The 26,024-nt window shown below is 63.5% G+C and carries 31 protein-coding genes; 20 read left to right on the top strand and 11 right to left on the bottom strand.

Annotated elements, in window-relative coordinates; all coding sequences use genetic code 11:
* Positions 1 to 60 precede the first annotated feature (60 nt).
* Positions 61 to 354, top strand: a complete 294-nt coding sequence (locus J2Y68_RS15950) for a hypothetical protein (protein WP_309994782.1) — start codon at positions 61 to 63, stop codon at positions 352 to 354.
* Positions 355 to 403: 49 nt separating this feature from the next.
* On the opposite strand, the gene J2Y68_RS15945 is transcribed toward J2Y68_RS15950, so the two are convergent.
* The 9 genes from J2Y68_RS15945 to J2Y68_RS15905 all read right to left on the bottom strand — a co-directional run bounded on the left by J2Y68_RS15945 (position 404) and on the right by J2Y68_RS15905 (position 5,621).
* Positions 404 to 802, bottom strand: a complete 399-nt coding sequence (locus J2Y68_RS15945; RefSeq protein ID WP_309994780.1) for a hypothetical protein — start codon at positions 800 to 802, stop codon at positions 404 to 406.
* Entirely contained in the window at positions 802 to 1,116 is a 315-nt protein-coding gene (locus tag J2Y68_RS15940; protein ID WP_309994779.1) for a hypothetical protein, read from the bottom strand. Before J2Y68_RS15940 ends, J2Y68_RS15945 begins: the two co-directional genes overlap by 1 nt.
* 29 nt (positions 1,117 to 1,145) lie before the next feature.
* Positions 1,146 to 2,444 carry a Y-family DNA polymerase gene (locus J2Y68_RS15935; RefSeq protein ID WP_309994778.1) on the bottom strand — a complete coding sequence of 433 codons (1,299 nt, stop codon included), beginning with the start codon at positions 2,442 to 2,444 and terminating at the stop codon, positions 1,146 to 1,148.
* Positions 2,437 to 2,868: a LexA family protein gene (locus J2Y68_RS15930; protein WP_309994777.1), complete on the bottom strand. Its 432-nt coding sequence runs from the start codon at positions 2,866 to 2,868 to the stop codon at positions 2,437 to 2,439. Before J2Y68_RS15930 ends, J2Y68_RS15935 begins: the two co-directional genes overlap by 8 nt.
* A 177-nt stretch (positions 2,869 to 3,045) precedes the next feature.
* Entirely contained in the window at positions 3,046 to 4,059 is a 1,014-nt protein-coding gene (locus J2Y68_RS15925) for an ATP-dependent DNA ligase (protein WP_309994775.1), read from the bottom strand.
* Positions 4,060 to 4,116: 57 nt separating this feature from the next.
* Complete coding sequence (locus J2Y68_RS15920) at positions 4,117 to 4,440, bottom strand: hypothetical protein (RefSeq protein WP_309994774.1); 324 nt, start codon at positions 4,438 to 4,440, stop codon at positions 4,117 to 4,119.
* A 25-nt stretch (positions 4,441 to 4,465) separates the two neighbouring features.
* The gene (locus J2Y68_RS15915) at positions 4,466 to 4,660 is read right to left on the bottom strand and encodes a hypothetical protein (RefSeq protein WP_309994773.1); all 195 of its coding nucleotides are present in this window, start codon (positions 4,658 to 4,660) and stop codon (positions 4,466 to 4,468) included.
* Positions 4,661 to 4,935: 275 nt separating this feature from the next.
* Complete coding sequence (locus tag J2Y68_RS15910; RefSeq protein ID WP_309994771.1) at positions 4,936 to 5,136, bottom strand: hypothetical protein; 201 nt, start codon at positions 5,134 to 5,136, stop codon at positions 4,936 to 4,938.
* Between the two features lie 191 nt (positions 5,137 to 5,327).
* A complete protein-coding gene (locus J2Y68_RS15905) occupies positions 5,328 to 5,621 on the bottom strand; it encodes a hypothetical protein (RefSeq protein ID WP_309994770.1) in 294 nt (97 codons plus the stop codon).
* Between the two features lie 509 nt (positions 5,622 to 6,130).
* Between J2Y68_RS15905 and J2Y68_RS15900 the strand changes: the two genes are divergently transcribed.
* The 18 genes from J2Y68_RS15900 (at position 6,131) to J2Y68_RS15815 (ending at position 18,518) form a co-directional block, all read left to right on the top strand.
* Complete coding sequence (locus J2Y68_RS15900) at positions 6,131 to 6,568, top strand: hypothetical protein (RefSeq protein WP_309994768.1); 438 nt, start codon at positions 6,131 to 6,133, stop codon at positions 6,566 to 6,568.
* A 79-nt stretch (positions 6,569 to 6,647) separates the two neighbouring features.
* The gene (locus J2Y68_RS15895; protein ID WP_309994767.1) at positions 6,648 to 6,923 is read left to right on the top strand and encodes a hypothetical protein; all 276 of its coding nucleotides are present in this window, start codon (positions 6,648 to 6,650) and stop codon (positions 6,921 to 6,923) included.
* 64 nt (positions 6,924 to 6,987) lie between these two features.
* Positions 6,988 to 7,299 (top strand): hypothetical protein, encoded by a 312-nt coding sequence (locus J2Y68_RS15890; protein WP_309994766.1) that lies wholly within the window; start codon positions 6,988 to 6,990, stop codon positions 7,297 to 7,299.
* 582 nt (positions 7,300 to 7,881) lie between these two features.
* Positions 7,882 to 8,223: a hypothetical protein gene (locus J2Y68_RS15885; RefSeq protein ID WP_309994764.1), complete on the top strand. Its 342-nt coding sequence runs from the start codon at positions 7,882 to 7,884 to the stop codon at positions 8,221 to 8,223.
* A gap of 591 nt (positions 8,224 to 8,814) precedes the next feature.
* The gene (locus J2Y68_RS15880; RefSeq protein ID WP_309994763.1) at positions 8,815 to 9,165 is read left to right on the top strand and encodes a hypothetical protein; all 351 of its coding nucleotides are present in this window, start codon (positions 8,815 to 8,817) and stop codon (positions 9,163 to 9,165) included.
* Positions 9,166 to 9,243: 78 nt separating this feature from the next.
* The gene (locus J2Y68_RS15875) at positions 9,244 to 10,227 is read left to right on the top strand and encodes a DUF4192 family protein (protein WP_309994762.1); all 984 of its coding nucleotides are present in this window, start codon (positions 9,244 to 9,246) and stop codon (positions 10,225 to 10,227) included.
* A 182-nt stretch (positions 10,228 to 10,409) separates the two neighbouring features.
* A complete protein-coding gene (locus tag J2Y68_RS15870; RefSeq protein ID WP_309994761.1) occupies positions 10,410 to 10,559 on the top strand; it encodes a hypothetical protein in 150 nt (49 codons plus the stop codon).
* Positions 10,560 to 11,045: 486 nt separating this feature from the next.
* A complete protein-coding gene (gene dprA, locus J2Y68_RS15865) occupies positions 11,046 to 11,954 on the top strand; it encodes a DNA-processing protein DprA (protein WP_309994760.1) in 909 nt (302 codons plus the stop codon).
* A gap of 61 nt (positions 11,955 to 12,015) precedes the next feature.
* Positions 12,016 to 12,408: a hypothetical protein gene (locus J2Y68_RS15860; RefSeq protein ID WP_309994759.1), complete on the top strand. Its 393-nt coding sequence runs from the start codon at positions 12,016 to 12,018 to the stop codon at positions 12,406 to 12,408.
* A 588-nt stretch (positions 12,409 to 12,996) separates the two neighbouring features.
* Entirely contained in the window at positions 12,997 to 14,337 is a 1,341-nt protein-coding gene (locus J2Y68_RS15855; protein ID WP_309994757.1) for a ParB/RepB/Spo0J family partition protein, read from the top strand.
* 250 nt (positions 14,338 to 14,587) lie between these two features.
* The gene (locus J2Y68_RS15850) at positions 14,588 to 14,959 is read left to right on the top strand and encodes a hypothetical protein (RefSeq protein WP_309994756.1); all 372 of its coding nucleotides are present in this window, start codon (positions 14,588 to 14,590) and stop codon (positions 14,957 to 14,959) included.
* Between the two features lie 462 nt (positions 14,960 to 15,421).
* Positions 15,422 to 15,706 (top strand): glutaredoxin family protein, encoded by a 285-nt coding sequence (locus tag J2Y68_RS15845; protein WP_309994755.1) that lies wholly within the window; start codon positions 15,422 to 15,424, stop codon positions 15,704 to 15,706.
* On the top strand, positions 15,703 to 16,011 hold the full coding sequence (locus J2Y68_RS15840; RefSeq protein WP_309994754.1) for a hypothetical protein: 309 nt from the start codon (positions 15,703 to 15,705) through the stop codon (positions 16,009 to 16,011). The genes J2Y68_RS15845 and J2Y68_RS15840 overlap by 4 nt, the downstream gene beginning before the upstream one ends.
* Before the next feature lie 5 nt (positions 16,012 to 16,016).
* Positions 16,017 to 16,874 carry a single-stranded DNA-binding protein gene (locus J2Y68_RS15835; RefSeq protein WP_309994752.1) on the top strand — a complete coding sequence of 286 codons (858 nt, stop codon included), beginning with the start codon at positions 16,017 to 16,019 and terminating at the stop codon, positions 16,872 to 16,874.
* Between the two features lie 5 nt (positions 16,875 to 16,879).
* Positions 16,880 to 17,137 (top strand): ParB family protein, encoded by a 258-nt coding sequence (locus J2Y68_RS15830; protein ID WP_309994751.1) that lies wholly within the window; start codon positions 16,880 to 16,882, stop codon positions 17,135 to 17,137.
* Entirely contained in the window at positions 17,134 to 17,724 is a 591-nt protein-coding gene (locus J2Y68_RS15825; protein WP_309994750.1) for a thermonuclease family protein, read from the top strand. Before J2Y68_RS15830 ends, J2Y68_RS15825 begins: the two co-directional genes overlap by 4 nt.
* Positions 17,725 to 17,764: 40 nt before the next feature.
* Complete coding sequence (locus J2Y68_RS15820; protein ID WP_309994749.1) at positions 17,765 to 18,025, top strand: chemotaxis protein; 261 nt, start codon at positions 17,765 to 17,767, stop codon at positions 18,023 to 18,025.
* Between the two features lie 7 nt (positions 18,026 to 18,032).
* Positions 18,033 to 18,518 carry a hypothetical protein gene (locus tag J2Y68_RS15815; protein ID WP_309994747.1) on the top strand — a complete coding sequence of 162 codons (486 nt, stop codon included), beginning with the start codon at positions 18,033 to 18,035 and terminating at the stop codon, positions 18,516 to 18,518.
* Between the two features lie 58 nt (positions 18,519 to 18,576).
* Here J2Y68_RS15815 and J2Y68_RS15810 read toward each other — a convergent pair whose 3' ends face one another.
* Entirely contained in the window at positions 18,577 to 18,990 is a 414-nt protein-coding gene (locus J2Y68_RS15810) for a hypothetical protein (protein WP_309994746.1), read from the bottom strand.
* A 437-nt stretch (positions 18,991 to 19,427) separates the two neighbouring features.
* Between J2Y68_RS15810 and mobF the strand changes: the two genes are divergently transcribed.
* Complete coding sequence (mobF, locus tag J2Y68_RS15805; RefSeq protein ID WP_309994815.1) at positions 19,428 to 24,032, top strand: MobF family relaxase; 4,605 nt, start codon at positions 19,428 to 19,430, stop codon at positions 24,030 to 24,032.
* A 680-nt stretch (positions 24,033 to 24,712) separates the two neighbouring features.
* On the opposite strand, the gene J2Y68_RS15795 is transcribed toward mobF, so the two are convergent.
* Positions 24,713 to 25,807 (bottom strand): ATP-binding protein, encoded by a 1,095-nt coding sequence (locus J2Y68_RS15795; protein ID WP_309994744.1) that lies wholly within the window; start codon positions 25,805 to 25,807, stop codon positions 24,713 to 24,715.
* Positions 25,808 to 26,024: the final 217 nt, after the last annotated feature.

The raw sequence follows: 26,024 nt of genomic DNA, 5'->3' as shown, positions 1-26,024 counted from the left end.
CTCGTCACCTGGTGGGGCCGCGAGGCTCGAAATGTCAGAGGTGAATGCAAGGATGAGCGTATGGAAACCAACCCGCTGATCGCGGCCGCTTCGTTAAAAGAACACGCGCGGCTGTGGTGGCACGATGGTTCGGGCGCGCGACTTCACCGGTGGTCATTCCGCCAGTGGACCAGTGCCGCATGTGTTCTGATTCTGGTCTCGGCCGTTCTGATGGTGACCGGCCAGTCCCTGCCGACGGACAACATAGCTTCGCCGTGCCTGTCAGCCGGAAGTATGAGCCTGACCGGCCTGTCCTGGTACGCGCTGTGCTGTGCCCTGAAGGCCCGCGCAGCAACCCCACGCTGGGGCAGATAGACGCAGAAGGCTCTGCTGGCCGCTGTTATTTCGGGCGTCCCCATATCGATTAGGCCGCTCTGCCTGCAAAGGTCCGGTCGAGCTCCACGAGCAGGGCTGATGCCTTGTTGTTGCGGCGGAGATCCACGGGCCACTTCCCCTGCAGAGCAGGGGAAGGGACCATCATCCACAGTGCGAAATAATTGTGGGGGATCCGCAGCTCCATGGCTCGTTCGAACAGTTTCACCACCACCGGCTCCAAGGTCAGGTCCGGGCGGAACTGGTAACCAGGGCAATACGTCCCACCGTCCAGGAAGACCCTAACCAGTTCCCGTATGACCGGTTCGGGATCCTCCTGCATGGCGGAGAACCGTTCCCGGACTTGATCCAGGCTCGGGAGGTGGAACTCGTTGCGGATCCGTTCCCACAGCTGTTCAGGAACAGGGGAATGGTACAGGTCAGCCGGCACTAGCTGATGGATTCGAGTTGCCACGCGGTGGCCATGGGTTCCCGCCGCAGCGTGAACGTGCGCAGTTCGGCGTTAAGGGACGGTAGTTTGGCTTGGACTTGCCAGTGTTCGACGCTGACGACATCGCCGGTGCCGACGGCGGCCCGGTTCCGGGTTTCCCACCATGCGTCCCTGGTGAACCAGTGAGCGGTGTGGACGTCGGGGTCAACCATCCAGATCCGGCCGTCGTGGCGGATCGCCAACGGTGTGCCGTCGGGGCTGAACCGGACCTCGATGTCGTGGACGGTCGAGGGGGATTCGGGCGCAAGGGTCATTTGTGGTTTCCTTTCTTGCTGGGCGCCGGTCAGGCGGCCTTGACGAGGGGGAGTTCGTCCCAGTGGGTGGTGTACCTGGGGGAGAGCATGTCGCGTTTCATGGACCAGTCCGGCCCGCCTTTGATCCCGGCATGGCCGAGCCCGATGGATCCGCGGCCGTACCGCTTGGCCACGTCTTCCAGCAGGATCCCGATGCCGCGTTCTTCGTGCGGGTTCTCGAACAGCTCCAAGGGTTTCTGGTTCCCGGACGGGCGCAGGTCGGTGACCATGACCCCGGCCCGGACGTACTTCACGCCCTCATGGACCTGGGGGAGCAGCGCGTGGGCTGCCTTCGTCAGCAACACCGGATCCGCAGTCGGCATCGGCAGCGCCAGGCAGACCGAGGGGAAGGACTTCTCGTTGGGGTTGAAGTGCGACGTCGCCGCGAAGGCTGTCAGCACCTTGGCTTGCAGGTCGTGTTTGGCCAGGCGTGCGGAGGCCATTTGCGCGTAGACGCTCATGACCTGCCGCAACCCTGCCGTTGTGGTGATCGGTGTGGCGAAGGACCGGGAGAAAATCAGCTGGTCCCGGCCGATCCGTTCCTCTTCCATCGGGATACACGGGGTGCCTTGCAGTTCCAGGACGGTGCGCATCATGACGATGGAGAACTTGTCCCGGATAGCAACCGGGTTAGCACCGGCAAGGTCAGCGATAGTGAAGATCCCCATCGCGTTCAGGCGCTTGGTGAGCCTGGTGGCCACGCCCCAGATTTCGATCACGGACAGCTTGGCCATCAGCGCTTCGCGCTGGACGGCCGGCACTGACTCCCACCGGCAGACACCGTTGAAAGCTGGGTTGTTTTTGGCCCACTTGTTGCACAGCTTGGCAAGGGTCTTCGTGGGTGCGATCCCGACGCAGACCGGCACGCCGACGTTCCGCCGGCACGCGGCCTTCATCTCCCGGCCCAGGGCCAGCAGCTCGTCCGGTTCACCTTTGACGCCCAGGAACGCCTCATCGATGGAGTACACCTCCAACCAGGCCGAGTAGCGGCCCAACAGCTCCATGACCCGGGCGGAGATGTCCCCGTACAACTCGTAGTTGCTCGACAAAGCCACCAGACCCCATTCCTTGGCCCGGGGCCGGAGCTTGAACCACGGATCGCCCATGGCAATACCCAGGCGTTTCGCTTCCGGGGAGCGGGTCACGGCGCAGCCGTCATTGTTGGAAAGCACAATGATGGGCTTGCCCTCCAACGCCGGGTTGAACGCCCGCTCGGCCGAGGCGTAAAAGCAGTTCACGTCCACGTGCGCGATCTCCTGCATCCGGCGCATCACCGCGGGCTTAGACATAATGCAAACACCGCTCAACAACGCCCCACACCGAGAGTTCGGCCAGCGCCGGAACCTCAATGTCCGGAAACCGCGGGTTGTCGGCCTGCAGGATCACCCCTGACGGCGTGATCCTCAACCTCTTGATCGTCAGCTCACCGTCCAGGATCGCCACAACCACGGAACCGTCCTTCGGCTCCAGCGCCCTGTTCACCACCAGCTCATCGCCATCGCTGATGCCGGCCTGCTCCATGGACTGGCCGGTGACCCGGACGATGAACGTGCTGGTCACGTCCTTGACCAGGTGCGCGTTGAGATCGATCCGGCCGTCGAAGTAATCCTGGGCGGGCGAGGGATAGCCGGCGGCCACCGCTACCGGTGCCACCAGCACCGTCACTAAGGACAGTCCCGCATCTATCACACGGGGGCCAACTATCACGCCCACAACACACCTTTATTCGAAACTATGTTCGAGTAATAACTGTACTCCAGCGGTCAGACGAAATAAGCCGACCCCGGGGCGGCATGGACGGCTTGCACACAATGGGGACAGCTTTGAGCTGTGCGGAGGGCTCCACCTGCCCGCCAGTGTGCACACCCCGTCCACCGCGGGAAGGATTCGCTAACGGTTTTGAAGAGGCGACGGAAGTTCGACCTCGGATGGGTCAAACTCCGGACGTACCCGAAGCAGGGAAATCGGGTGACGGAACGATTTCCCGGTCCACGCGACGTCGGCCGATATCTCGACCACAACGGGCTCCACCAATGTCAGGTGAACCGGGCCTTTGTCTTTGCTGAATCTGTTCAGCGAGATCTCGCTGATTTCTTCCGGCCAGGGATGCCCGGGCTCTGCCGGGCTGAGCCGGCGGCCCAGCTCCCGCCCTGCCCGCGTGGTGAGGACTGTGGACCGTCCCACGATCCGCAGCTGCCCATCGATCGGCAGGCCGGCGATGATGGCCTGCGGCTGGGTGATCGGGCCGATGACGGCCGCGCAGACTGCATCGAACGTGTTTTTTGTCTTCAGTTTCAACCAGGAACGCGAGCCATCATATGGCTGCGATCCTCCCTTGAAAACCAGCCCTTCAACCCCTGTGTGGGGCAGGTCTTTCAACCAGGTCTTCGCCAGTTCCATGTCGGTGGTGGTGGGGGAGAGGTTCAAGGGGGCGGTCCAGTCCCTCGCCAGTTCCTCGAGCAGCTGCCGGCGGCCGGTGAACGGCACACCCCGGACGTCCTGCCCGGCAACCGCCAGCACGTCAAAGGCCGCGAAGGACGCCGGCAGTTCATGGACCAAGGCCGGCAGCGCAGCCCTGGAACTGACCATGCGGCGCTGCAGCGCCTCGAAGTCCAGCCGGTCCCCGTTCCAGATGACCGCTTCACCGTCCAGGACCACGCCGGGCGGGACCTGGGCGCGCACACCTTCGCACAGCTCAGGAAAGATGCGGGAGAGTTCCTTGCCTTGCCGACTCCAAAGGCTCACCCTGTCGGAGTCATTGAGGACGATTGCCCGGTAGCCATCCCATTTGGGTTCCGCCCAGATCCCGCCCGGGAGGGCAGCGGGGCCGGGGAACGTCCTGACGAGCTTCGCCAGGGCAACAGCAACCGGTGGTTGCAGCGCCCGCGGAATGGACTCGCTCATGGGATCCCGTCCTGGTGTTGCCGCTACGTGCGGCCCGCCCCTAGGAGTGGCGCCCGGCTACAACTCCACGGGGTGCTCAACAGCGAACCGCACGGGGGACTCGCCTGTGACCAGGTTCGCTGGTTTAGGGCTCATGACGGACATGGTGATCTGATCGATGAAGTCTTCGATATCCGCTTCGGGAGCACCCTCGCGGGGTTCCATGGGACCGGGGCGGCCAACTTCGAACCCGGTGATCTCCTCGTTCTCGTCCTTGCAGACCAGCAGGGTCTCTTGAACTGCGTTCGCGAAGCCCTCGGCCGTCTCCTGATCCGTGAAGCCCTGGATCTCCAACTCGGCCGTCTTGTCGTCTTTCTGGACGTTCACTTTGAAACCAAGCATGTTGCTCCTTTGAGTGTTGCTGTGTCTAGTAGCGCTGCTGGACCGGCCGTCGCATAATCTGAACCGCGCTTCCGAGGCAGACCGCGCCGGAAGCGACCAGGATTGCGGCGGACGCGATGAGATACCAGGTCCCGCCCGTGGTCAGGGAACAGTAGAGCCCGTATACAAGGAACCCAGTCCCCAAAAACGCCCAGTTCAGCGCTGCTCTCTTCTTGTCCATGGCCTCAGCCTAAAGGACCAGAACTGACCTTCGCTGGCGCTCCGGGCTGCAAAAGCTTCTTTTTGCCTTACATGGGGCTGGGTTGTTCTCCGTACAAGGCCACTGATCGTAGCCGTCCGGGGGCCCGACCCGTCAACCCACGCAACCGGGCCCTCCCACGCGGTCGCTGCGCTCCCTTATTTCGCGGGATTCCCCGGTCACTCTTCGGGGTTGACGGCCCACCCTCGACCGGCTGCGACGTGGGGGCCTCGCACGGCGGGGCAGGAAGGAGGTGGCTACATGAGCATCGACGAAGCGATCAAGCTCGCGACTTCGGTCGTGAGCTTGATGACAGCTGTCATCGCTTTACTCTCCATGCGGAACGCGCGCTTAAAGGGCAAACGCTCCCGAGCTGCAACTCGGAAGCGTAAGCGTAAAGCAAGGAAGTAGGTGTAGCTACGTAACCCGGTGGTCGTGACCGCTTCGGTTGCGGCCACCGGCTCCTTCTCAGACTAAGTCCTACTCACCGATAAGGAAACCTCATGGATCCACTGACCATCGTGAACTTCGTTCTCTCGCTCACAGCACTGGGAGCTTCGATCATGGCGTACCGCGCCAACTCCAAGGCCCCAGAGGGAGACGAAAGCTAGACCGGATGAGGGGGCGGGCTGCCACACGGCGGCCCGCCCTACCGGGCAGGATCGTCCTTCGGACCGTCCGCCGTCTCATTCATGATGCGCCCGATGGTCGCCGCGATCGCCCGCACTGCCTCCGGGTCTTCGGCCCACGAGCGCCCGTCGCGGCTACAGGCACGGAACGACGTCACCTTGGACGCCGCGTCAGTCTGGCGCAGTTCTTCCCAAGCGGCCTCCAGATCGGCCGAATCAGCAGCCGTCAGCGGCTTGCGTTCCTCAACCGCCGGCACAGCCACGGACGGCTCCGCTGCTTTCCTGCGCCAGCTCAGAATGTTTCGCAGTCCCACAGCCCCCACCTCTCCTTCTGACATAAGTGTCCCGCCTGGGATTGGGGGAAACCAGGCGGGACAGGTTCACCGTACCAACCCAGCCTGACAAGACGGAGGGAGGAGCATGCTCGCGGGGCTCGCACTCCTTTTGGGCGTCCACTCCGCTTCGCTCCATGGCCGGCTGTTGGGCCCGGTCCCGACGTCGCAGAGCTCCGCCGTGCCCGGTCCTGTTGTGTCTACGACGTTTTTTGGCTGCTGTCCTTCGGATTCTATGTGTCCGCTCCACCCCGTCTAGCCCCTCCGCAAGCTCCGGGGCCTGCGGTGCAGGAAATGTCCCTACGGCGCTCCTGCGTCGCTTATTTCCTCCGGGAATTTCCCACACCTTGCCCAAGGGTAGACAGGCCTCCGTCGGCCACAGCTCCGCAAGCTTCGCCAGCAGCCAAAAAACAACGGGGGAGAGGGGAAGCTGGCCGGTCACCTAAGCCGCCCCACCCACCACCTTTCTCGGCAAAAGAAGGAGCAACACCATGAACGCAATCAGCGTCCAGACGATCACCACCGAGGACACCGGCGAAACCATCCACGGCGTCACCGTGTTGGGTGATTACCACATGAACGGCGGTTACGACTGGATGGAACTCATCGGAGAACACGGCTGGGTCGTGATCCCCAGCTGGGGATCTGACGGCTGGGACCTGGGCCAGTGGCCCTACGTCATGGTCGCCGGAACCCGCACCGCTGACGGGATCGGCAACCTGTTCGGCATGGCCACCTACTGCGAAGGAGACGTGAAAACGACGTTCTACCGGACCAAGGCCCGGTACTGGGACGCGATCACCGAAGAGGCCTTTTCCCACTGGAAGAACGGGCAAGCCCACGGCCCGGAAGACCTGCCCGAAGCCGCCGCAGAGCTACCCAGCCGCTACCGCATCCCGCCCACGTTCCAAACAGCAGCCGCCGCCTAACAGCCCTCGACTCCTTGCCGGGCGGACCCCCACCGCCCGGCAAGGCACCAAACCCACCACCAGCAAAGGACCAAGGACAATGACCGAAAAGCGCAGCATCGCCAACAGCCCGGCCCAAGCCGTCGTCTTCCTCGAAACCCTCGCCGCAATCGTGGAGAAGTCCCCCGTGGCCTACAGCGCCACAGGTGCCGAAGACCTCGCCGCGCACATCCGCGGCATGGCCGAAGCCGTCAACGCCGAGGCGCACGTGAACCCCGCCGAACTGGACACCACCCGGCAATACGCGGCCCTGGACTGGCACAACGAAACTATAGCCGTCCTGTTCGCCGCAGAACACCGCCCAACCTTCCACTAACACCAGCCGTTGGACCGTCCGCCCAGTGAGGGCGGACGGTCCCGGGGAATCAGGAGACAGCACCATGACGGACTTCTGGGACGCAGACGGCGATTTTGACTACGAAGCCCACCACGAAGCGGGCCAACGCGACAAAGCAGCTGAGACCGCCCAAAGGATCGGCTATCCAGCCATGGCCGATGCCTTCCACTACTTCGGTTTGCGGGATAGGCCGGATTCAACGTTCACGCCCGAACTGCTCGCTGCGCTGGACACGTGGCAGGTCCAGCTGGAGAAGATCGAAGCGGCACCCGCCGATGAGGAAATCAAGCACCTACAGCGGCAGACCGAGGAAATCACCCGCGCGATCTTGGCAATGATCGACAGCGCCACATAGGCAACGTGGGCCGTTCGCCTTGTGTGGTCGGGCGGTCCGCCGCAGGTGGCCGGCCTGGGCGCGTGGTTGCCCGGCGACGGACCGCCGTTTCCGCGCAGGGCCGGCGCAACTCACCTGGTGCGTGCGGCAAGCCCGGGCCGGGGTTGACCTGGGCGGATCCGGGGGGCCAGGGCAGGAGCATGCTCGCAGGGCTCGCACCCCTTTGGGCGTCCACTCCGCAAGCTCCGTGGCCGGCTGTTGGGTGCTGCCGGTCCGTCGCAGAGCTCCTGCCCGTCATCACCTGTGTGTCTACGACGTTTTCTGGTTGCTGTCCTCCGGATTGTAGGCGTCCACTCCACCCCGTCTAGCCCCTCCAAAAGCAGTCGGGGCCTGCGGTGCAGGAATTTCCCTCCGGCGCTCCTGCGTCGCTTATTTCCTCCGGGAATTTCCCACCCCTTGCCCTGCGGGTAGACAGGGCTCCGCTGGCCGCCGAGCAAGCAAGCTTGCCAGCAACCAAAAAACAACGGGGGGAGAGGGGAAGCTGGCCGGTCACCATCGGTCGCCCCACCCACCACCTTTCTCGGCAAAAGAAGGAGCAACACCATGAACGCAGCACCCAAAGGCATCACCGCCCTGATCTACCGCGACGCCCTGGGCACGGACTTCTCCAATCAGGGCATCTCCGCCCGCGTCATGGAGGTAACCGTCATCGGCGAGGGCATCGACCCCGTTTTCGAAGCCACCGAGGAACGGCCCGCCGTCCGGCTCGTCAAAAACGAAAACTTCCACCGCGAAACCGTGACCCACGCCGAACCGGTCGCCCCAGACGACGAACCCGCCCCGTGGTACATGTTCGGCGGCACATTCATCTTCAGCAGCGACACACGATTCCGACGCGCAGCCGGACAGTACGGAGCCATCCCGCTCCACGACCGCACCGAGTAGACCCGTGGGTGGCCGGCCTTCCGGGGCCGGCCACCGCGGGCGGTCCGCCGCAGGTTGTTGGCCTGGGCGGGTGGTTGCCGGCGGCGGACCGCCGTTCACGCAACGGGGCCGGCGTTGCTCACCTGGTGCGTGCGGCAAGCCTTGGCGGGGGGGGGGTGACCTGGGCGAATCCCCCGTGGACCAGGGAAAGCATGCTCGCAGGGCTCGCACTCCTTTTGGGCGTCCACTCCGCTTCGCTCCATGGCCGGCTGTTGGGCCCGGTCCCGACGTCGCAGAGCTCCGCCGTGCCCGGTCCTGTTGTGTCTACGACGTTTTTTGGCTGCTGTCCTTCGGATTCTATGTGTCCGCTCCACCCCGTCTAGCCCCTCCGCAAGCTCCGGGGCCTGCGGTGCAGGAAATGTCCCTACGGCGCTCCTGCGTCGCTTATTTCCTCCGGGAATTTCCCACACCTTGCCCAAGGGTAGACAGGCCTCCGTCGGCCACAGCTCCGCAAGCTTCGCCAGCAGCCAAAAAACAACGGGGGGAGAGGGGAGCTGGCCGGTCACCTAAGCCGCCCCACCCACCACCTTTCTCGGCAAAAGAAGGAGCAACATGCTTAACCACCTGATCGCGCTGTACGTCCCGGCGCGGCTGAGCGAAAGCGTCACCGTGCAACGCGTTGACGCCCGGCACACGAGCCTTCAGATCATCGTCGGCGGCGGACTGGAATGCATCGCCCGTGGCGACTGGCAGGTCTACCTGAACGCGGAAACGCAAACCACCGGACCCTCAAACGTCCGTGCGGTGCAGCTGCTCCACGAAACCGGCCTTGACCTGCCGGTAACCGGGAACGCCATGTTCCTGGGCAGGGTAGGGCTGAACCACGACACCGACGTGCCGGACTACCTGTTTCGCAGGGCCGAAGCACTCTTCGATACCCGCCTGAACCAGCCAGCGGCCTAACCGCCCACGGTGGCCGGGAACCCGACGTTCCCGGCCACCCCAACCACTCACTTTCTCGGCAAAAGAAGGACACACATCATGACTGAAAAACTCACCCTCACCAGCCCCGCTGACCTGCGCGCCTACGTCCCGCACCTGCTCGGAGGAACCCCCACCGAATCCTTCGTCGTGCTCACGGCCACAGCCGGAGCACTAGGCGCCACGCTGCGCGTGGACGCCCCCATGGACGCGGCCCCGCTGGGCTTCGCCCAGACCGTGACCAGCCTCGCGGCACAGGATGAGAACGCCACGGCCTGCTACCTCATCGTCTACACCGACGAAACCAGCACCGATGCCCGGTTCCCCTACGCCGCCCACGTCGCTGCCCTGGGCAACGAACTGGCCACGGCGCGGATGCCCGTCCGCAAGGTCTACCTCGTTACCAGCACCCACTGGGCGGCGTACGGCAGCACGGAACGGAACCCGCTGGAGCAGATCACCGACAGCAACGCCAACGCCACCTTGACCTTCATGGGAAGCGCGGCGGCCGTGGACGTCTACAACCCGGCATTGCTGGGCAAATGGGTTGAGCCGGTACAGGTGCCCGTCCGCACGGAAGAATCAGTTGAGGAAGCACGCCGCGAATGGGGCACCGCACTGGACGCCGACGGCATGCCGGACCACGAGACCGCGCGGAAACTGGCGGCATGGTTCCAAGACAAGTACATCAGGGACTTCCTCATGGCCGACACCATCACCACGAACAACGGCGTCATCCTTGACATCATTTTGGGCAAGTTCAACGGACGCCCGGACTGGAAGCGCGTGGACCACGCCGAAACCATTGCGTTCGAACTGATGAAGGCCGTCCCCGAAGGCCAGCGCGCACCCATGCTGACCCTCATGGGGTGGCTGCAATGGCTCAAAGGCTCGGGAAAGCACGCCGCGCGTTACCTGAAACTGGCCGTCGAGGACGTACACGGCTACCAGTTCGCGGAACAGCTGTACGACCTGATCAGCAGTGTCTACATCGCAGAGGTGGCCAAGAACCAAGAAACCGCCTACAAGCGCCCCACCAGCTAACCGGTACGGCCGGGCAGGATCAGCAACGGTCCCGCCCGGCCTCTCGGGTAGCGGGGCGGCCTCCTCCGCTGGCGCTCCCCCGGCCGCCATGACGCTGGCGCGGGCGCAGCGGCAACCAGCCAACGCCAAGGATCCGCGGCTACAGTGAACTCCAACGAGAACACTGCACCAGGAGATCCAGCATGGGAACCGAATACATCCTGACCGAGGACGACAAACCCACACCAGGGGCGAGCGTCCTCGAAGACGTCATCGAGCTGCAGCTGCTCACCGCCAATGAACCCTTGGGACCAGTGGACTTCACCCACCCCCAGGAACACCACGACTTCTAGCACTCCCTGCAGCAATGACGCTGCACCACAGATTTCCTTTTTGCCGAGGAACATATGAAGAGCCGGCCCCACCAGGGAGCCGGCTCTTCGGCTTTAAAGACCAGAACGGGCGTCCACTCCGCTTCGCTCCGTGGCCGGCTGTTGGGTGCTGCCGGTCCGTCGCAGAGCTCCTGCCCGTCATCACCTGTGTGTCTACGACGTTTTCTGGTTGCTGTCCTCCGGATTGTAGGCGTCCACTCCACCCCGTCTAGCCCCTCCAAAAGCAGTCGGGGCCTGCGGTGCAGGAATTTCCCTCCGGCGCTCCTGCGTCGCTTATTTCCTCCGGGAATTTCCCACCCCTTGCCCTGCGGGTAGACAGGGCTCCGCTGGCCGCCGAGCAAGCAAGCTTGCCAGCAACCAAAAAACAACGGGGGGAGAGGGGAAGCTGGCCGGTCACCATCGGTCGCCCCACCCACCACCTTTCTCGGCAAAAGAAGGAGCAACACCATGAACGACCGCATTGCACGCGCCGCCCTGACTCGCCTGTTCGATTCCCAGGACTCCACAGGCCGGGCGCTTGTCCACGCCTTGGGCGCCTACGCGGCCCTGAGGGTAGCCACCGGCGCTCAACCGCCCCACACCTTCCGCCACATCGGCGACGAGGAATTGAATGAAGGGCTGCGCCGCTGGGCGCAGCGGATCCCTGACGTGGACGCAGAAAGGGATCTGGCCACCATCGAACGACTGGGCGGAGGTTTCCTTATCCCCGGGGATGAACACTGGCCCGTCGGCCTCGATGATCTGCCTGATGCCCCGTATGGGCTTTGGTACGTCGGGAACATCGCCCAGGGGATCCCCGCGGTACAGCGCGCGGCCGCGTTGACCGGTTCCCGAGATTCCACCAGCTACGGCGCAGCTGTCACCGGTGAGATGGCCCATGGACTGGCACGGCGTGGAATCTGCATTGTCTCCGGCCTGGCCTACGGCATCGACGCGCACGCCCACCGTGGCGCGCTTGCTGGCTTTACCGGCACCGGACCGGCGACCATCGCGGTGGCAGCCGGAGGCCTTGACCGGGTTTACCCGTCCGGCAACGCCGACCTCGCGGCCGCGATCCGGGCCAACGGTTTGGTCGTCTCCGAGCAGCCCCCGGGAAACGCGCCTACGCGTTACCGCTTTTTGCAACGGAACCGCATCATTGCCGCCCTCGCCGGGGTCACCTGTGTTGTCGAAGCCCGGTGGCGTTCCGGCGCACTGAACGCCGCGCACCACGCCGAAACCATTGCCCGGCATGTGGCGGCAGTACCCGGAAGCGTGCACAGTGCGAACTCGGCAGGCTGCCACAGGCTCCTGAAGGAAGGCACGGCGGCCTTGGTTTCCGACGCCGCAGAACTGGCCGAACTACTCGCCAGCTAGACCCACCGGTGGCCGGGACGCCCGTCCCGGCCACCGCCCCATTCGTAAAGGAGACCGAACCATGACTGAAAGCCCCGAAACCGGACAGGACGCCGAAGAGAACCCATGGTTTCCCGCGCGTGAACTGGTGGACGCGATGAAAAAGGAAGGCCTGGAACTTCACGTCGAACAAACCGGCGGAGGCACCGCCACCTTGTTCCTTCAGAGCGAAGGCAGCCACACCTTCACGGTTGGCCCCGGATCATTCAGCTGGAAGAACCCCCTGGAATCCAGGTTCACCACCGCTGAGCTCTACTACGGCCCGGACCACTACGACGACGACGGCGAACCGGTGGAGTTCTCCGCCGATGAAGAGAAGACCATCACGCCGGGAACACCGATGGCTGATATCGCCCAAGAAATCGCCGCGAACTTCCGCCGTTTCAACACCCGCCCGACCGACACCGCAACGTAAGCCGGGTGGGCCGTTCGCCTCGTGTGGGCGGGCGGTCCGCCGCAGGTGGCCGGCTTTTGTGGGTGGTTGCCGGCGGCGGACCGCCGTTCACGCAACGGGGCCGGCGTTGCTCACCTGGTGCGTGCGGCAAGCCTTGGCGGGGGGGGGGGGTGACCTGGGCGAATCCCCCGTGGACCAGGGAAAGCATGCTCGCGGGGCTCGCACTCCTTTTGGGCGTCCACTCCGCTTCGCTCCATGGCCGGCTGTTGGGCCCGGTCCCGACGTCGCAGAGCTCCGCCGTGCCCGGTCCTGTTGTGTCTACGACGTTTTTTGGCTGCTGTCCTTCGGATTCTATGTGTCCGCTCCACCCCGTCTAGCCCCTCCGCAAGCTCCGGGGCCTGCGGTGCAGGAAATGTCCCTACGGCGCTCCTGCGTCGCTTATTTCCTCCGGGAATTTCCCACACCTTGCCCAAGGGTAGACAGGCCTCCGTCGGCCACAGCTCCGCAAGCTTCGCCAGCAGCCAAAAAACAACGGGGGGAGAGGGGAGCTGGCCGGTCACCTAAGCCGCCCCACCCACCACCTTTCTCGGCAAAAGAAGGAGCAACACCATGAACGCAACACCCACGCTCGAACTGCTGGACCCCACCACCCTGACGGTGGACACCAACGTCCGGAAGGAAGCCGGACTCACCAAGGAGTTCGTAGCCAGCATCAAAGAACACGGCGTGCTGGTGCCCGTCGTCGCCCACCGGACCGAGGACGGAACCGTGCACGTCCTGATGGGACAGCGCCGAACCCTTGGAGCCGTTGAGGCAGGAGCGGCGACCATTCCCGTGCTCGTCGGTGCCAGCCCCGAGGAAGCGGAACGCCTCGCCACGCAGGTAGTGGAGAACGACCACCGCAGCGCACTCACCGACGGCGACCGGGCCGAAGCGTTCCACCAGATGGCACTGCTGGGAGTGAGCGCCAACGTCATAGCCCGGAAGATGGGAGCCAAGAAAGCGTTGGTGGAAACCGCGCTGAAGGTCAAAGCGAACGCCACCGCTGCCCAGGCACTGGATCAAGGCCTGACGCTGGAACAGTCCGCCGTGATCGAGGAATTCGCGGACGATGCCGACGCGGTGGCCACGCTCGAACGCCTCGCCACTGAGAACCCCGGGAACTTCGCCCACCGGGCGCAGCGGCTCCGCGACGAGCGCAGGAACAACGCCCTGCTCGCCGAAGCCTGCTCCGAGGCTGCCGCCAAAGGCCTGACCGTGTTGGAACAAGATCCCGGCTACTACGACTACAAGGGACCCGTCGCCCTGATCTCCGCACTGACCACCGCCGAGGGCGAACGCCTCAGTGAGACGGACGCCGACGCGGTGTACATCGGCATCGGATACGGCGGGTTGGTGACACAGTTCGCCGTGGCTGACTGGAAGGCCCGTGGGCTGCGGAAGGACGGCAAGGCCCCGGCAGGAGGTATGACCGACGAGGAAAAGGCCGCACGCCGGGAGGTCATCGAAAACAACAAAGCCATGGACTCGGCCGAGGTGGTACGCAGGGAGTTCGTCAAAAACCTGCTGGCACGCAAGGCCCTGCCAAAGAACGCGCAGAAGTTCATCGCCCACACCATTGCCCACGCCAGCTACATCCTGACCAAGGCCTTGAACAAGACCGAACTCACCGCCGAACTGCTGGGCACCGGCACCGGGTATGGCGAGTTCGCAGCCTACGTGGACAAGCCCACCACCAAACCCGAAACGGTCACCCTCGCCATGATGATCACCGCGTACGAGGCAAACATCGACCGCACGAGCTGGCGGAGCCGCCACAGCAACACCCGCTACTACCTCGCCCAGCTCACGGCATGGGGATACGAAGCCAGTGACGTTGAAAAGATCATCCTCACCGACCCCAAGACCGAGGAAACCACGGAAAGCGCGGACGAACCCGAAGCCGCCTAGACCCCTTGCCGGGCGGAACCCCCACCGCCCGGCAAGGCCCCCGGCCACTCACCACGAGCAGGGCCGGGAACCTCCCAAACGTCGGGCGGTCCGCCGCCCAGGGCGAACCACAGCAGCCAATCACCAGCGGCGGACCGCCATTCAGCGCCACCAGGCACACGCAAACAAAGTGCCGCGCCGTCACGTTCACTAGAACTTCTTCACTATTGGTTAGGAAATCTTTGTCAGAGGCCACCGCTAAGCTCATCCCATGGCAGCACAGACAGGAGTCACCATGAACACGCAGACACCCCCAGGGGTCACGCTCGCCGAGATCTTCCCTGGCCTGCTCCCAGTCCTTGACCACGTGATGATGGGGGCTTTGATCTTCATGGTCATCTCCATGATCTACCTCGCCATCGAGTGGGGGATCGCCCACTCCAGGATGGAGGACATCGATCCCGACACCCTTCCATTCGACCTCGGCTTCATCACCGCCATCTCCCTGCCCCTGATCCTGCTGAACAGCACGCGCAGCATCACCGGCCTGATCCTCGGCGCAGCGATCGGAGCGATCCTCGCCCTGGGCACATACCTTCTCCTGCGCCGGCACCGAGCAACACACCCACGAACCACGCCCTGACGCGCAAGACTTCAGTCTTGTAGACTGAACCACAGATTTCCTTTTTGCCGAGAGGAACAAAGCAGGACCGGCCCGCGCCGGTCCTGCTTTGTTTAACACTCAAAACCGGGCACCATCCCCATGGGTCAAACCACCCGCCGCCGACCCACCACCCGCCGGGGAACAGTCCTTTCAGCCGGGACCACACATTGGGGAATCCGGGCCAACCTGACACGGGCACAGAACCCCAACGTCCAGGGCAGCAATCAAAGAAGCCGGGGGAGTCACGTCGGACTACTACCCGCAATCTTCCCAAACTCACCAGACGCCCAAAGCACCCGAAAATCACTACCAGAAACGGACCAAAAACCCCTAGAAATAGGGGCCAAACCCCTTTAAATCCGAGTGGATAAGCACTAGAATAGTAGTAGCAAGTCAGCCAGACGAACCTAACCAAAACTGATACGAAACGCAGGACTGAAAATGACTTCCTCAATCACCGATTACACGGTCTACACCAAGCCCGGTTGCCCGAACTGCGACCGCACCATGGAGTACTTCGACTCCAAAGGCATCACTTACACGCCCGTGGACATCACCGAAGTGCCGGCAGCGCTGGAATACATCACCCAAGAGCTCGGCTACTCCCAGGCACCCGTCATCGTGAACAACTCCGATGACCAGGACCACTGGTCCGGGTTACGCCGCGACAAGCTCGTCCATGCCGCCATGACCCACACCACCGCAAACCACCAGGAGGCATCATGAACGCCACACCCATCACCGCCGAGACCATCACCATGATCCTGGACGAACAGGGTGTTCCCGCAGAACTGCGCACCGATCCCGAAGTACAGGCTGCCGCGTACGGGCTTGCGTTCCTGAACTCCCCGGCAACCCCGGCCGAGGAACGCTTCCATGGCGCCTCAACCGTCTTCTACGACGAGGAAAACGAAAGCAGGTACGAGGTCAGCAACCGCGATCTCCTTGAAGAGCAGCTCACCGCCCGGCTGAGCGTCCGCACCGTCGAACTCGCCCAGAGCGATGACGGCATGAACCACCAAGCAGGGTGAGGACCGTGACCACCCCGCACCCTGTAGACGGGTTCAAGATCAGCCCACGGGTCCCGTTGGAGGTGGACCTGTTCCGGGACACCAACCCCAGCGGCAGGATCTACCCCGACGCCAAGGAGGAACCTTTCGCCGGCTACTACGGCATCCCCCTCAGCGTCGAGGATGACCGCTACCTTGCCGCGATCAGCAGGGCCCCGATAGGCGAGGGCGGTCTCTGGGACGAACACACCGCAGACCAGCACCAACCCAACGACCTCACCCACGATGAACCGGGTGGGACCGAACCTCAGAACGAAACCAGCACACACACCGAGAACACCACCAGCACACGAGGAAAAGGAACCATCATGGCCGGCGAAACCACCATTACCGTCATCGGAAACCTGACATCAGACCCAGAGCTGCGGTTCACCCCATCGGGATCCGCGGTAGCGAACTTCACGATCGCCTCGACGCCCAGGACCTTCGACCGCCAGTCCAACGAGTGGAAGGACGGAGAGACACTCTTCCTCCGCGCCAGCGTGTGGCGGGAAGCAGCTGAGAACGTCGCCGAGTCCCTGACCAAAGGCACACGCGTCATCGTCTCCGGCCGGCTAAAGGCCCGGTCCTACGAAACCAAAGAAGGCGAGAAGCGCACCGTCATCGAACTCGAGGTAGACGAGATCGGCCCCTCACTGCGTTACGCCAACGCGAAAGTGAACCGCACCCAGCGCAACAACAACCAGGGCGCAGGAAACGGCGGAGGCTTCGGCAACCAGAACAGCAGCGGTCGACCTGTCCAGCAGGACGACCCATGGGCCGCGAACTCGTCAGCCAGCGCCGATTCCTGGGGCAACGGCCCCGACACCGAACCCCCGTTCTAAAACCCATGAAGCCGAGTGAGAAGAAGGGTCCCTACTTCACTGAAGCGGACCTGCAGCAGATCCGCGCAGCGGTCCAAGCCGTCGGGAAGCTTGAAGGATACGTGTCCATTTCGGACTTCGTTGAAGCAGCCGCGCGGAGGGAACTGCGACGACTGCAGCGCAAGTACAACAACGGCCGGAAATGGCCGGGTGTTGAAGCCGGCGAACTCCGCCCCGGGCGACGCACCCGCGCCGAAACAGCAGCAAAGGAAGACCACCCATGACCAACACTCAACACAGGGGCCGGCTCCTGATCAGGGGCTTCCTGACCGTTCTTGCCCTGACCGGTTGCACTCCCCAAGGTGGACCGCAGGTCGCTCCCGCCGGCAACCAGGCGCCGCTGCAGGAAGTCCCCTGCGAAGCGACGGGCACGGCAGCGCGCCCGCCGGCACTTCAGGTCATAGCCAGCGGCCCGTACACCGTGGAGAAGGTTGTCGATGGGGACACGATCCGGATCAGCTGCAACGGCACCAACACCCGCGTCAGGCTGGTGGGCATCAACGCCCCGGAAAACGTCAAGGAAGACGCCCCGGTGGAGTGCGGCGGACCGGAAGCATCCACCTACCTGCACTCGCTCCTGGACGGGCAACAGGTCTTTCTTTCAGCGGACCCCGCCCAAAGGGTGCGCGACAAGTACGACCGTCTTCTTGCCTACCTCTGGACGCCAGACGGCACCCTAGTCAACAAATCCATCGTTGAGCAAGGTCACGCCGAAGCAACCGGCTACGGCAAATCCTTCGCCTACAGCGAGGACTTCACTGCAGCCGCCGATCAAGCCAGAAAGAGCAAGGCAGGCCGATGGAACTGCTGAGACCACCGACCACCCATCAACCAGTCGTCAGGAGCACACCGTGGCTGTTGTCTTGATCTTCTTCGCAGCGTTTGCCGCGGTCGCCCTGGGCGGCTGGGTCATCTATGCACTCACCCACCCGGTAGCCGCCGGCCAGGGCATTCTGATCTTCCTCTGCAAGGCAGCCGGCGTGATCGCCCTGATCACCGCCATCGTGTCCTGGCTCGGGCAGAGCTTGCTTCAGGCAGTGCCACCGGCCCTGTTCATGGTCGCTTTCTTCATCGCTGCGAACCGGCTGGAACACCGCTGGCGGCGCTGGTAGACCGACCATGAACCAATCAAAAGATGCAGCAAGATTCTGGGCCAAGGTCAGCAAGGGACCTCGGGAGAATGACTGCTGGCTCTGGGTCCGGGCCGTTGCCGATGATGGCTATGGACGTTTCACTCTCAACAGCGACGGACGCACCCAGGCGATCCGTCCGCACCGCTTCGCTTTCCACCTGGCTTACGGTGCCGATCTGGACGGCTTCGGGCCGCTGATGCACCATTGCGACATACCGATCTGCGTCAGGGCAACAACCGGAACGGACACCCACCTAAGCGTCGGGGATGCCAGGACCAACATGCTCGACCGTCAGGCCAAAGGCCGCGACACGAACGGCACAGGCTTCCAGTGGAGGGGACTCGCCCGACGACAGTTCGCGGAACGTTCCAGGGCACTGAGGGACGAAGTCCGCGCGCATGGATGGGAACGCGAGGAACGCATCCGGGCACTGCTCGCTGGAGCGGATCCAGACGCACCAACGCTCTTCTAAACATCGAAAGCCCCCGGCAGAAGTGCCGGGGGCTTTCACGCTTAGGTGCTGTCGTTGATCAGGCAGCAACGTCCTGATCGTCAGCGTGGGAAGAATCGCGTTCCTCCGACTCATCGCTTGCAGGGGAAACCAGGTTATCGTCAGAGATGAGGTCGAGCATGCGCTTCAATTCAGCTCCGCTCAGTCCAAGGCGGGCAGCCACGGAGGACTTGGGCTCACCGGAATCGAGCATGGCACGAACCGTCGTCGCCGCACCGCGGACGGCGCTGCGGGCGTCGGCTTCGGCTTTGGCCAACAGGGCGTCAGCCTTCTTCCTCGCTTCGGCGCGAACAAGCTCGGCTTGCTCTTGTTGCTGGAAGAACTCCGCTGCCAGTTCGATCAGCTTCTCGTGCCGCTCGGTCATCTCCCTGGCCTTGGCCATCGCCTTCTCGCGGGCCGCCAGCTGCTGAGCAGACTTTCGTGGTGTTGCCATGGTGTGGGTCCCTCCCCTTTGGACTGTCCGTGTACCAAACCTAACGGCTAGCGCGATGCCTGGTGCCAAGCAGGCGGCTTGCGCCGCATCGGGCCTCGCTTGCACTCGGGCTGGCCATGCCCGACTTTCCCACACGTGGACCCTCCGAGAGAAACCTCGCTCTCTCCGTTGCCCACCTGTGAATAACCCGGGCAGCGGTTCTACACAATCGAAACGAACCGTGGATAACGAAAAGCATGTTACCCACCGCCCATTCTCATGTGCAGAACCGCATCAAAACCTTGATGGCCCGATCTTACCCCTTTTCGTCCTGTTCCATTGAGCCCCGCTCGCAAGCTCCCATCAGCCAATTCCACAGACCAAAAAAGAGCAATATCTGTCACACCTCATGCATCATCGAAATGTGGGGCCGTTTCGCGGGTATGCTGGGTTTCGTGATGACCGTGCACAAGCTCAGTGCCGGCGACGGATACACGTACTACACACGTGAGGTCGCCAGTGGTGATGAGCTGCGCGCGAAGGGCCGTGAACTGGGTGATTACTACACCGTGGACGGCAACCCGCCGGGGCAATGGGGCGGGGCCGGTGTGCACCATTTGGGGGTTTCCGGGGAAGTTACCGAAGCTCAAATGGCGGCACTCTTCGGGAACGGATTGCACCCCAACGCCGCAGAAATGCTGAAGGAAGACCCGAAAGCGGATGTCTCCCTGGGCCAGAAGTACCGTCAGGCCAATCAGAAAGACAATGAGCTTCAGGCGCGTATCAGCCGTGCCACCGGTGACTACAAGCGGATGAACCACCGTGAGCCTGATGCGGACAACCGACGCCTGATCCGCACGAAGGAAGGGGCCAAGTACTTCCGCGAGCTCAACGGCCGAAACCCTTCGGACAAGGAAGAGTTGGGCAGGTTCATCACAGCCCAAACCAAGCCGGCAACCCAAACTGTCGCCGGATACGATCTCGTATTTGCCCCGGCAAAATCAGCTTCGGTCCTATGGGCCATCGGCGGAGACGACGCCCGCAAACAAATCGAAGCGGCCCACAATGAGGCCATCGAAGAGACCATGGGCTACCTCGAAAAGGAAGCTACCTTCACCCGCCGAGGCCGCAACGGAGTCCGCCAGGAAGACGTGGACGGCGGCCTGATCTACACCAAGTTCCGTCACTACGACTCCCGCACCGGGGATCCCCAGCTGCACGATCACATCGTGGTTTCCAACAAGGTTCTTGGTGCCGACGGCAAATGGTCCAGCCTCGACGGACGGCTGCTGTACCAGTTCAATGTTGCAGCTTCGGAAATGTACAACAGAGTGGTCATGGAGAAGATCTGCGCCCGCCTTGGGGTCGGTCTGAGCGAACGCAAAGTCAACGGCGACCGACCGGTCATTGAGATCGCCGGTGTCGATGTCGCGGCCATCGAAGCGGCCTCCTCACGACGGGAAGGCATCAAGCCCGTGATTGATGAACTGACAAAAGAGTTCATCGAAAAGCACGGCTACGCACCGAATAAGAAGCAACTGATTACCCTCGCCCAACAGGCCACCTTGGACACCCGTCCGGCGAAGAAGGAAGCCCGGCAACTGTCCGTTCTCGTTGAAGAATGGACGACGGAGCTGGGTGCCTTGCCCGGCGTTGTTACCGGTCCGGAGGCTGTTGAGCAGGCACGCGCACACAGGCATGACGCACGGGAACAGGCCGAGAAGGACCGGCCCTTGTGGATGGTTGCTCACGCTGACGAGCTAGATCCTGCCATCGAAGCGCAGGGCGTCATTGAACGTCTGGAACGCAGCCGTGGCGTCTGGGGAGACCACCACATCAGGGCCGAAGCAACCAGGCGACTGGGTTCCCGGCTCGGTGAAATGCCCATCCCCGCTACGCTCCTGGAGCAGGTCGTGGCGCGCGCAACTGACCAGTTCTCACTGCGCATCACACCCGAAACACCTACCCCTGACATCGACGCCCTGCGTCTATCCAACGGTGCGTCCAAGTACGGCAAACCGCACTCCACCCTGTACACCTCGGCGGGGATCCTCCACAGCGAAGACCGGTTGCTGACGGCCGCGCAGAGCGTTGTCATTCCTGCCGCGACAGTCGATTCATTCGACGCTGCGCTGGCACGCCAGGAGAAGACCTTTGACGCCGGGCAGCTGGGCATGGCCAAAGAGTTTGCGTGCAGCGACCGGCTGCTGCTGGTCGGTGTTGGTCCGGCCGGTGCCGGCAAAACCACAGCGCTCAAGCTTGCAGCTGACACCATTCGGGAAGCTGGCGGGCGGGTGTTCGGCCTTGCCCCCACAGCCGTGGCCGCTGCCGTGATGGGAACCGAACTGGGCGCCACGGCAACCACCATCGACTCCTTCGTTATCGCCCACAGAACAGGAGCCAATGACGAGAAGACCACCCCCCAAACCGGCGACGTCATCATCATCGACGAGGCCGGCATGGTAGGTACAGAGCTGTTCGCCTCCGCTGTCACCATCGCAGAACAGCACGGCGCTGTCGTGCGCGCACTCGGTGATGACCAGCAGCTCTCAGCTGTGGGCTCAGGCGGCGCGCTGCGGCTGTTGAAGAACACCGTCGGTGCCGTACACCTGGAAGACCTGCACCGGTTCCGGAACGCAGATGGCACCCCGAACGAGGCAGAAGCAGAAGCCACTCTGGCCCTCCGTGAGCCTCCGCTGAACCGGGCCGATGACCCGTGGACCTTCTACCGGGAGAACCGCCGCGTCGTCGGTGGTGACGCCGAAACCATGACCTCCCAGGTCTTCGAGGCATGGCAGAAAGACACCAACGCCGGCAAACACTCCATCATGATGGCCTTCGACAATGCCACCGTCACGGAACTGAACGCCCGTGCCCAGGCATACCGGACCGCCACCGGAGAACTGGACTCCACGACCCCGGCAGCCATGCTCCGCGACGGGCTGACCGCCCGCGCCGGGGACATCATCGTGACCCGTAAGAACAACCGACGCTTGTCCACCAACAAGGGCAAGGACTTCGTCAAAAACAACGACGTGTGGAATGTTACCGGTGCCCACGAGGACGGTTCCTTGACCGTCCGCCACCACAGCCACCAAGGCACCATCACTCTCCCCGCAGACTACGTACGCGGGAACACGATGCTCGGATACGCGGCAACCATCCACCGCACCCAGGGCGTCACGTGCGACACCGTGCACGCCCTGATCAGCTCTGGACTGTCCCGCGCCCTGGCCTATGTGGCCGCTTCCCGCGGCCGATACTCCAACAAGCTCTACGGCACCGTGGGCGAGGGAGAAACCATGGAGGACGTACTGAGCGCAGTGGCCGCCAACCATGACGGTAACCTCACCGCGCACGAACAGATGGACGCCGCCCGCGCCCAAGCCCGGTCGCTGCCGGAAATGTCCGAGCAATACAAGGACATTGACGTCCAAGCCAACGAACTGCGCATGGCGAACATCGCCCGCCGCGAACTTGGCGAAGGCGTAGCGGGAACGTTCACGAAGTCCACCGCCTGGGGAGCAGTCTCCACCCACCTGCGCGCAGCCGAGAACGAAGGTTTCAACCTCGCCACCTTGCTCAAAGACAGCGTGAACGAGGAAGACTTCGGCGCGGCCGAGGATCCCACCGCGGTTCTGGCATGGCGGGTTGAGGACCGCCTTGACCGGTGGCGTTCACGCGCGGCAGATCCCGGCCGCCGGCCCCTGGAATCAATCACTGACGAGGCGCTGGAACGGCTCGACCGTCGCGCAGTTGGTCAGCTGATGCGCGCCAAGGCCGAAGCGGCGCGCACACCAGGTGCAGGGACTCCGGACCGGAAAGACCTTGCCCGGAACTGGATGGCAGAACGAAAAGACACGCCCTGGCAGCGGCGCCTGCACGGCCACCTCAGCGACGACGACCTGGCCACACGCCTGCGCACAGCACAGCAGCAAGGACGCACTGACACAACCATCAACGACCCCGCGGCCGCGCGCAAAGCACAATGGCTGGCATCGTCCCTGCACAAGGAACAATCCCTCCGCGAACTGATGCACCCGGAGGCCCGGGCCGATGAAGCCTACGAACGTGGCGCAGTGAGCAACTACCGCCGGGACGAAACCGCGCCCAAGGTTGAAGCAGCGGCCCAGGTCCACCGCAGGATCCGCGCTGAAATTGAACTGCGCCGTCAACTGCCCGCGCCCGTCGGAAAGGAACCAGCAGCTGACAGGTTGCCGGCATGGATGGCACCTGCCGACGTCGCAACCCATGACGACACCCCGGCTCTGTGGCGGAAGGAACTTGCCGCGCGCCGGGAGATCATGGCCACCGAAGTCACTCGGCTTGGTGCCCAGCTCGCGGCTGAACCTCCAACCTGGGCAGCTGCCCTTGGACCGGTGCCGTCCGATCCTGCACGACAGGAACAGTGGCGGCAGCTCGCCGTGGAGATCTCCACCTACCGGGACATGTACCGGATCCCGGTCAGCGAAATTGCACCCGTGCCCGCGGACCACCAGGACAAGGGTCTCGGGTCGGAACTGACTGCGCGGGTCACTGCCATGCACAAGTACACGGCCCAGACAGCCAAGGAGCCCCTGTCGCAGGATGACGCATCGCTCATGGCCGAAGCCGCCCACGTCGAGGCCGTCGTGAAGGAAACCCCGACGCCGGCAGAAGAAGTCGTGGATCACCTGCAGCAGGTACGCGGGGCGGAAGCGCACCTGAGCCCGGCGCAGGAACGCGCCGAACGGCTGGCCGAACTCGCCCGCAAGGTCCGCCAGAACCGGGCGGAGCGCCACGGCAATGAATCCGAAGCACGGAACCCGGAAGCGGTCCAGGAAGCCCTGGACCAGCTCAAGGCCCGCCGCGAACAAGAGAAGGAACAGGCCAAGAAGGCCAGCCCGGACTTCGGCCAGAAGCTCGCTGCACGCCGAGCAGCGCAGACCAGCGGCACCCCTTCCGCGGTCGAAAGGCTCCGCCAGGAACAAGCAGAAGCCAAAGCCGCCGAAGAACGTCGTCGCCGGGACCAGCCAGGTCCGGGCACCGGGCCCGAACAAGGCCCCCGAGGCCCACGCCTGTAGACAGGACGCCCGGGCAGTTCGGTAAGCGCCAAAGGGAGAGCATGGAGATACAAAAGCACCGCGATCCCGAATACCTCGAACCCCAGAAAGCATCCGAAGGATGGTTTCCTCGACGTTCGAGGCCTCCAACCGTCACGCGGCCTTGCCGCCGACCCAAAGCGGACGTTCCCTACGGCGGAGCGGTGGGTGGAAACGTCAGGAGTCGAGCACGCGAACCGGGGCGCATGAGTCCGATCAGTACACCGGAAGGATGGAAGTGATAGAGGAATCCCAATAGTGCCACAGGCTGACTCGTCGTCCAAGTATTCCCTCAGGCCGCGGACGAATTCACCTCCGGCACAGGTCCCAGCTGGCCTGGGAAAGCAACGGGCACGCCTACTGCACCGAGTGTGAAAGCTAAACCCCTATGGGTCTCCGGCAGCCTCGCTTCCATCGGCACATCATCGGCGTACCCCAGAGATTTGGCTGGGCAGAGTACTCCGGGCCGACCGCCCTGAATCCTGCCCGCCGCGCTGTGAACGGTCACGCAACGTGTTCGTGGACATGGCTATGAACAAGGAATCCGAATGGCAACAGGAAGCACTCCGCGACTATACGCGGCCGCTTGCTGCGCAAAGTTCTGTAAAAGGCGAGTCTTCGTCGCTGTCTTCGTTCGGGGAATCATCGAGGGGATGCGGATATTAGGCGTTTGTTTTGCGGAGGTACTCGCGCAGGCCGGGGATGGCGAAGTCGACCTTGCCGTATGCGGGGGCTTCTATAAGTCCTGCTGCGATGAGACGTGCCCGGTAGTTGGCCACGACGTTGCTCTTGGCGTTGAGCCGTTTTCCGATATCGCCGGCGACGACAGGGCCGTCGTCTTCGGCCATGGCACGAAGAAAGTCTTTGTCTTTGTCCGACGTGGTGGAGAGGGCCGCCTCAATGACTGTCGCCTCGTGGCGGCGGGTGGCGGCATTGATGGCTTGGTCAATGTTCGTCTTTTCCAGTGCCATGTTGTTGATTTCGGCTTGTCGCCACAGCTGGTAGCCGATGAGCTGGATCAGGAACGGGTACCCTCCGGTCGCCTCAGCCGCGTACCGGACCAAGTCACTACCGATGCTGATGCCGGCCTCACGGAAAGTGCTGGCGTAGGAACGTTCGACCTCAGCAATGGCCGCGGCGTGCAGGTCGATGCGCTCTGCCCGTCGCAGGAACGTTGCCACACCCTCGTTGAGCAGGTCCGAAACTGCCGCCGGCAGCCCCGCGAAGATCAGTCCTATCGGAAGCCCGTCACGGATGAAGTGCTGAACATCGGCTGCAAGCTGGGACAGTTCTGCACGGTCTGCCGAGTGGATTTCGTCAACGGTGAAGAGCAGCCCCGTCTTTTTCTCCGCGAGAACGTTCAGCAGCTGGTTTCCCAACCGTCTCCAGTCAACCTGCCGCTCGGGCGGCAGCTGGGTGGTCACGGTGAAACCTGCCACGCCCAACGCTGTGATCCTGCGACCGGTGGGGCCGGATCCCAGTTCATCCAGGTGCAGCCGCATGGTCTCGCCGATCCGTCCGACAAACCCCGGTGTGGCCGTCTCTGGAACCACAACCCACCCGTGCCGGGCGGCCGCACCCTGGGCCGCACTGAGCAGCGCGGTCTTGCCGATGCCGCGGGCGCCTGTGATGATGGTCAGCAATCCGGGCGCCCCGGAACCGAGCTGCAGACCGTACTCAAACTCATCGAGCATCCCCTCACGGCCAATGAGTTCAGGGGGAGTGGCGCCGGCTGTAGGGCGGAACGGGTTCATCATCGCAGAATCCTTGTGAGTCCTTGTGAGTCTTGTGAGTCCCTGTGAGTCTACTCCTCCAAGGCCACCAACCCGAGACTCGATCGTCGTCCGGTGATCCATGCCCCGGGGACCAGACCCGGGCTGCCCAGCGGCTCCACCGCCGTGCATGACATTGGCGCTGGCCGCTGACCGACTACCCGGGACCAGCCTGCTAAAAACCCGAAACAGTGCGGGACGG

It is taken from the genome of Paenarthrobacter nitroguajacolicus, assembly GCF_031455195.1.
In the GTDB taxonomy this organism is placed as follows: domain Bacteria; phylum Actinomycetota; class Actinomycetes; order Actinomycetales; family Micrococcaceae; genus Arthrobacter; species Arthrobacter nitroguajacolicus_D.
This window is presented reverse-complemented; position numbering and strand designations above follow the sequence as displayed.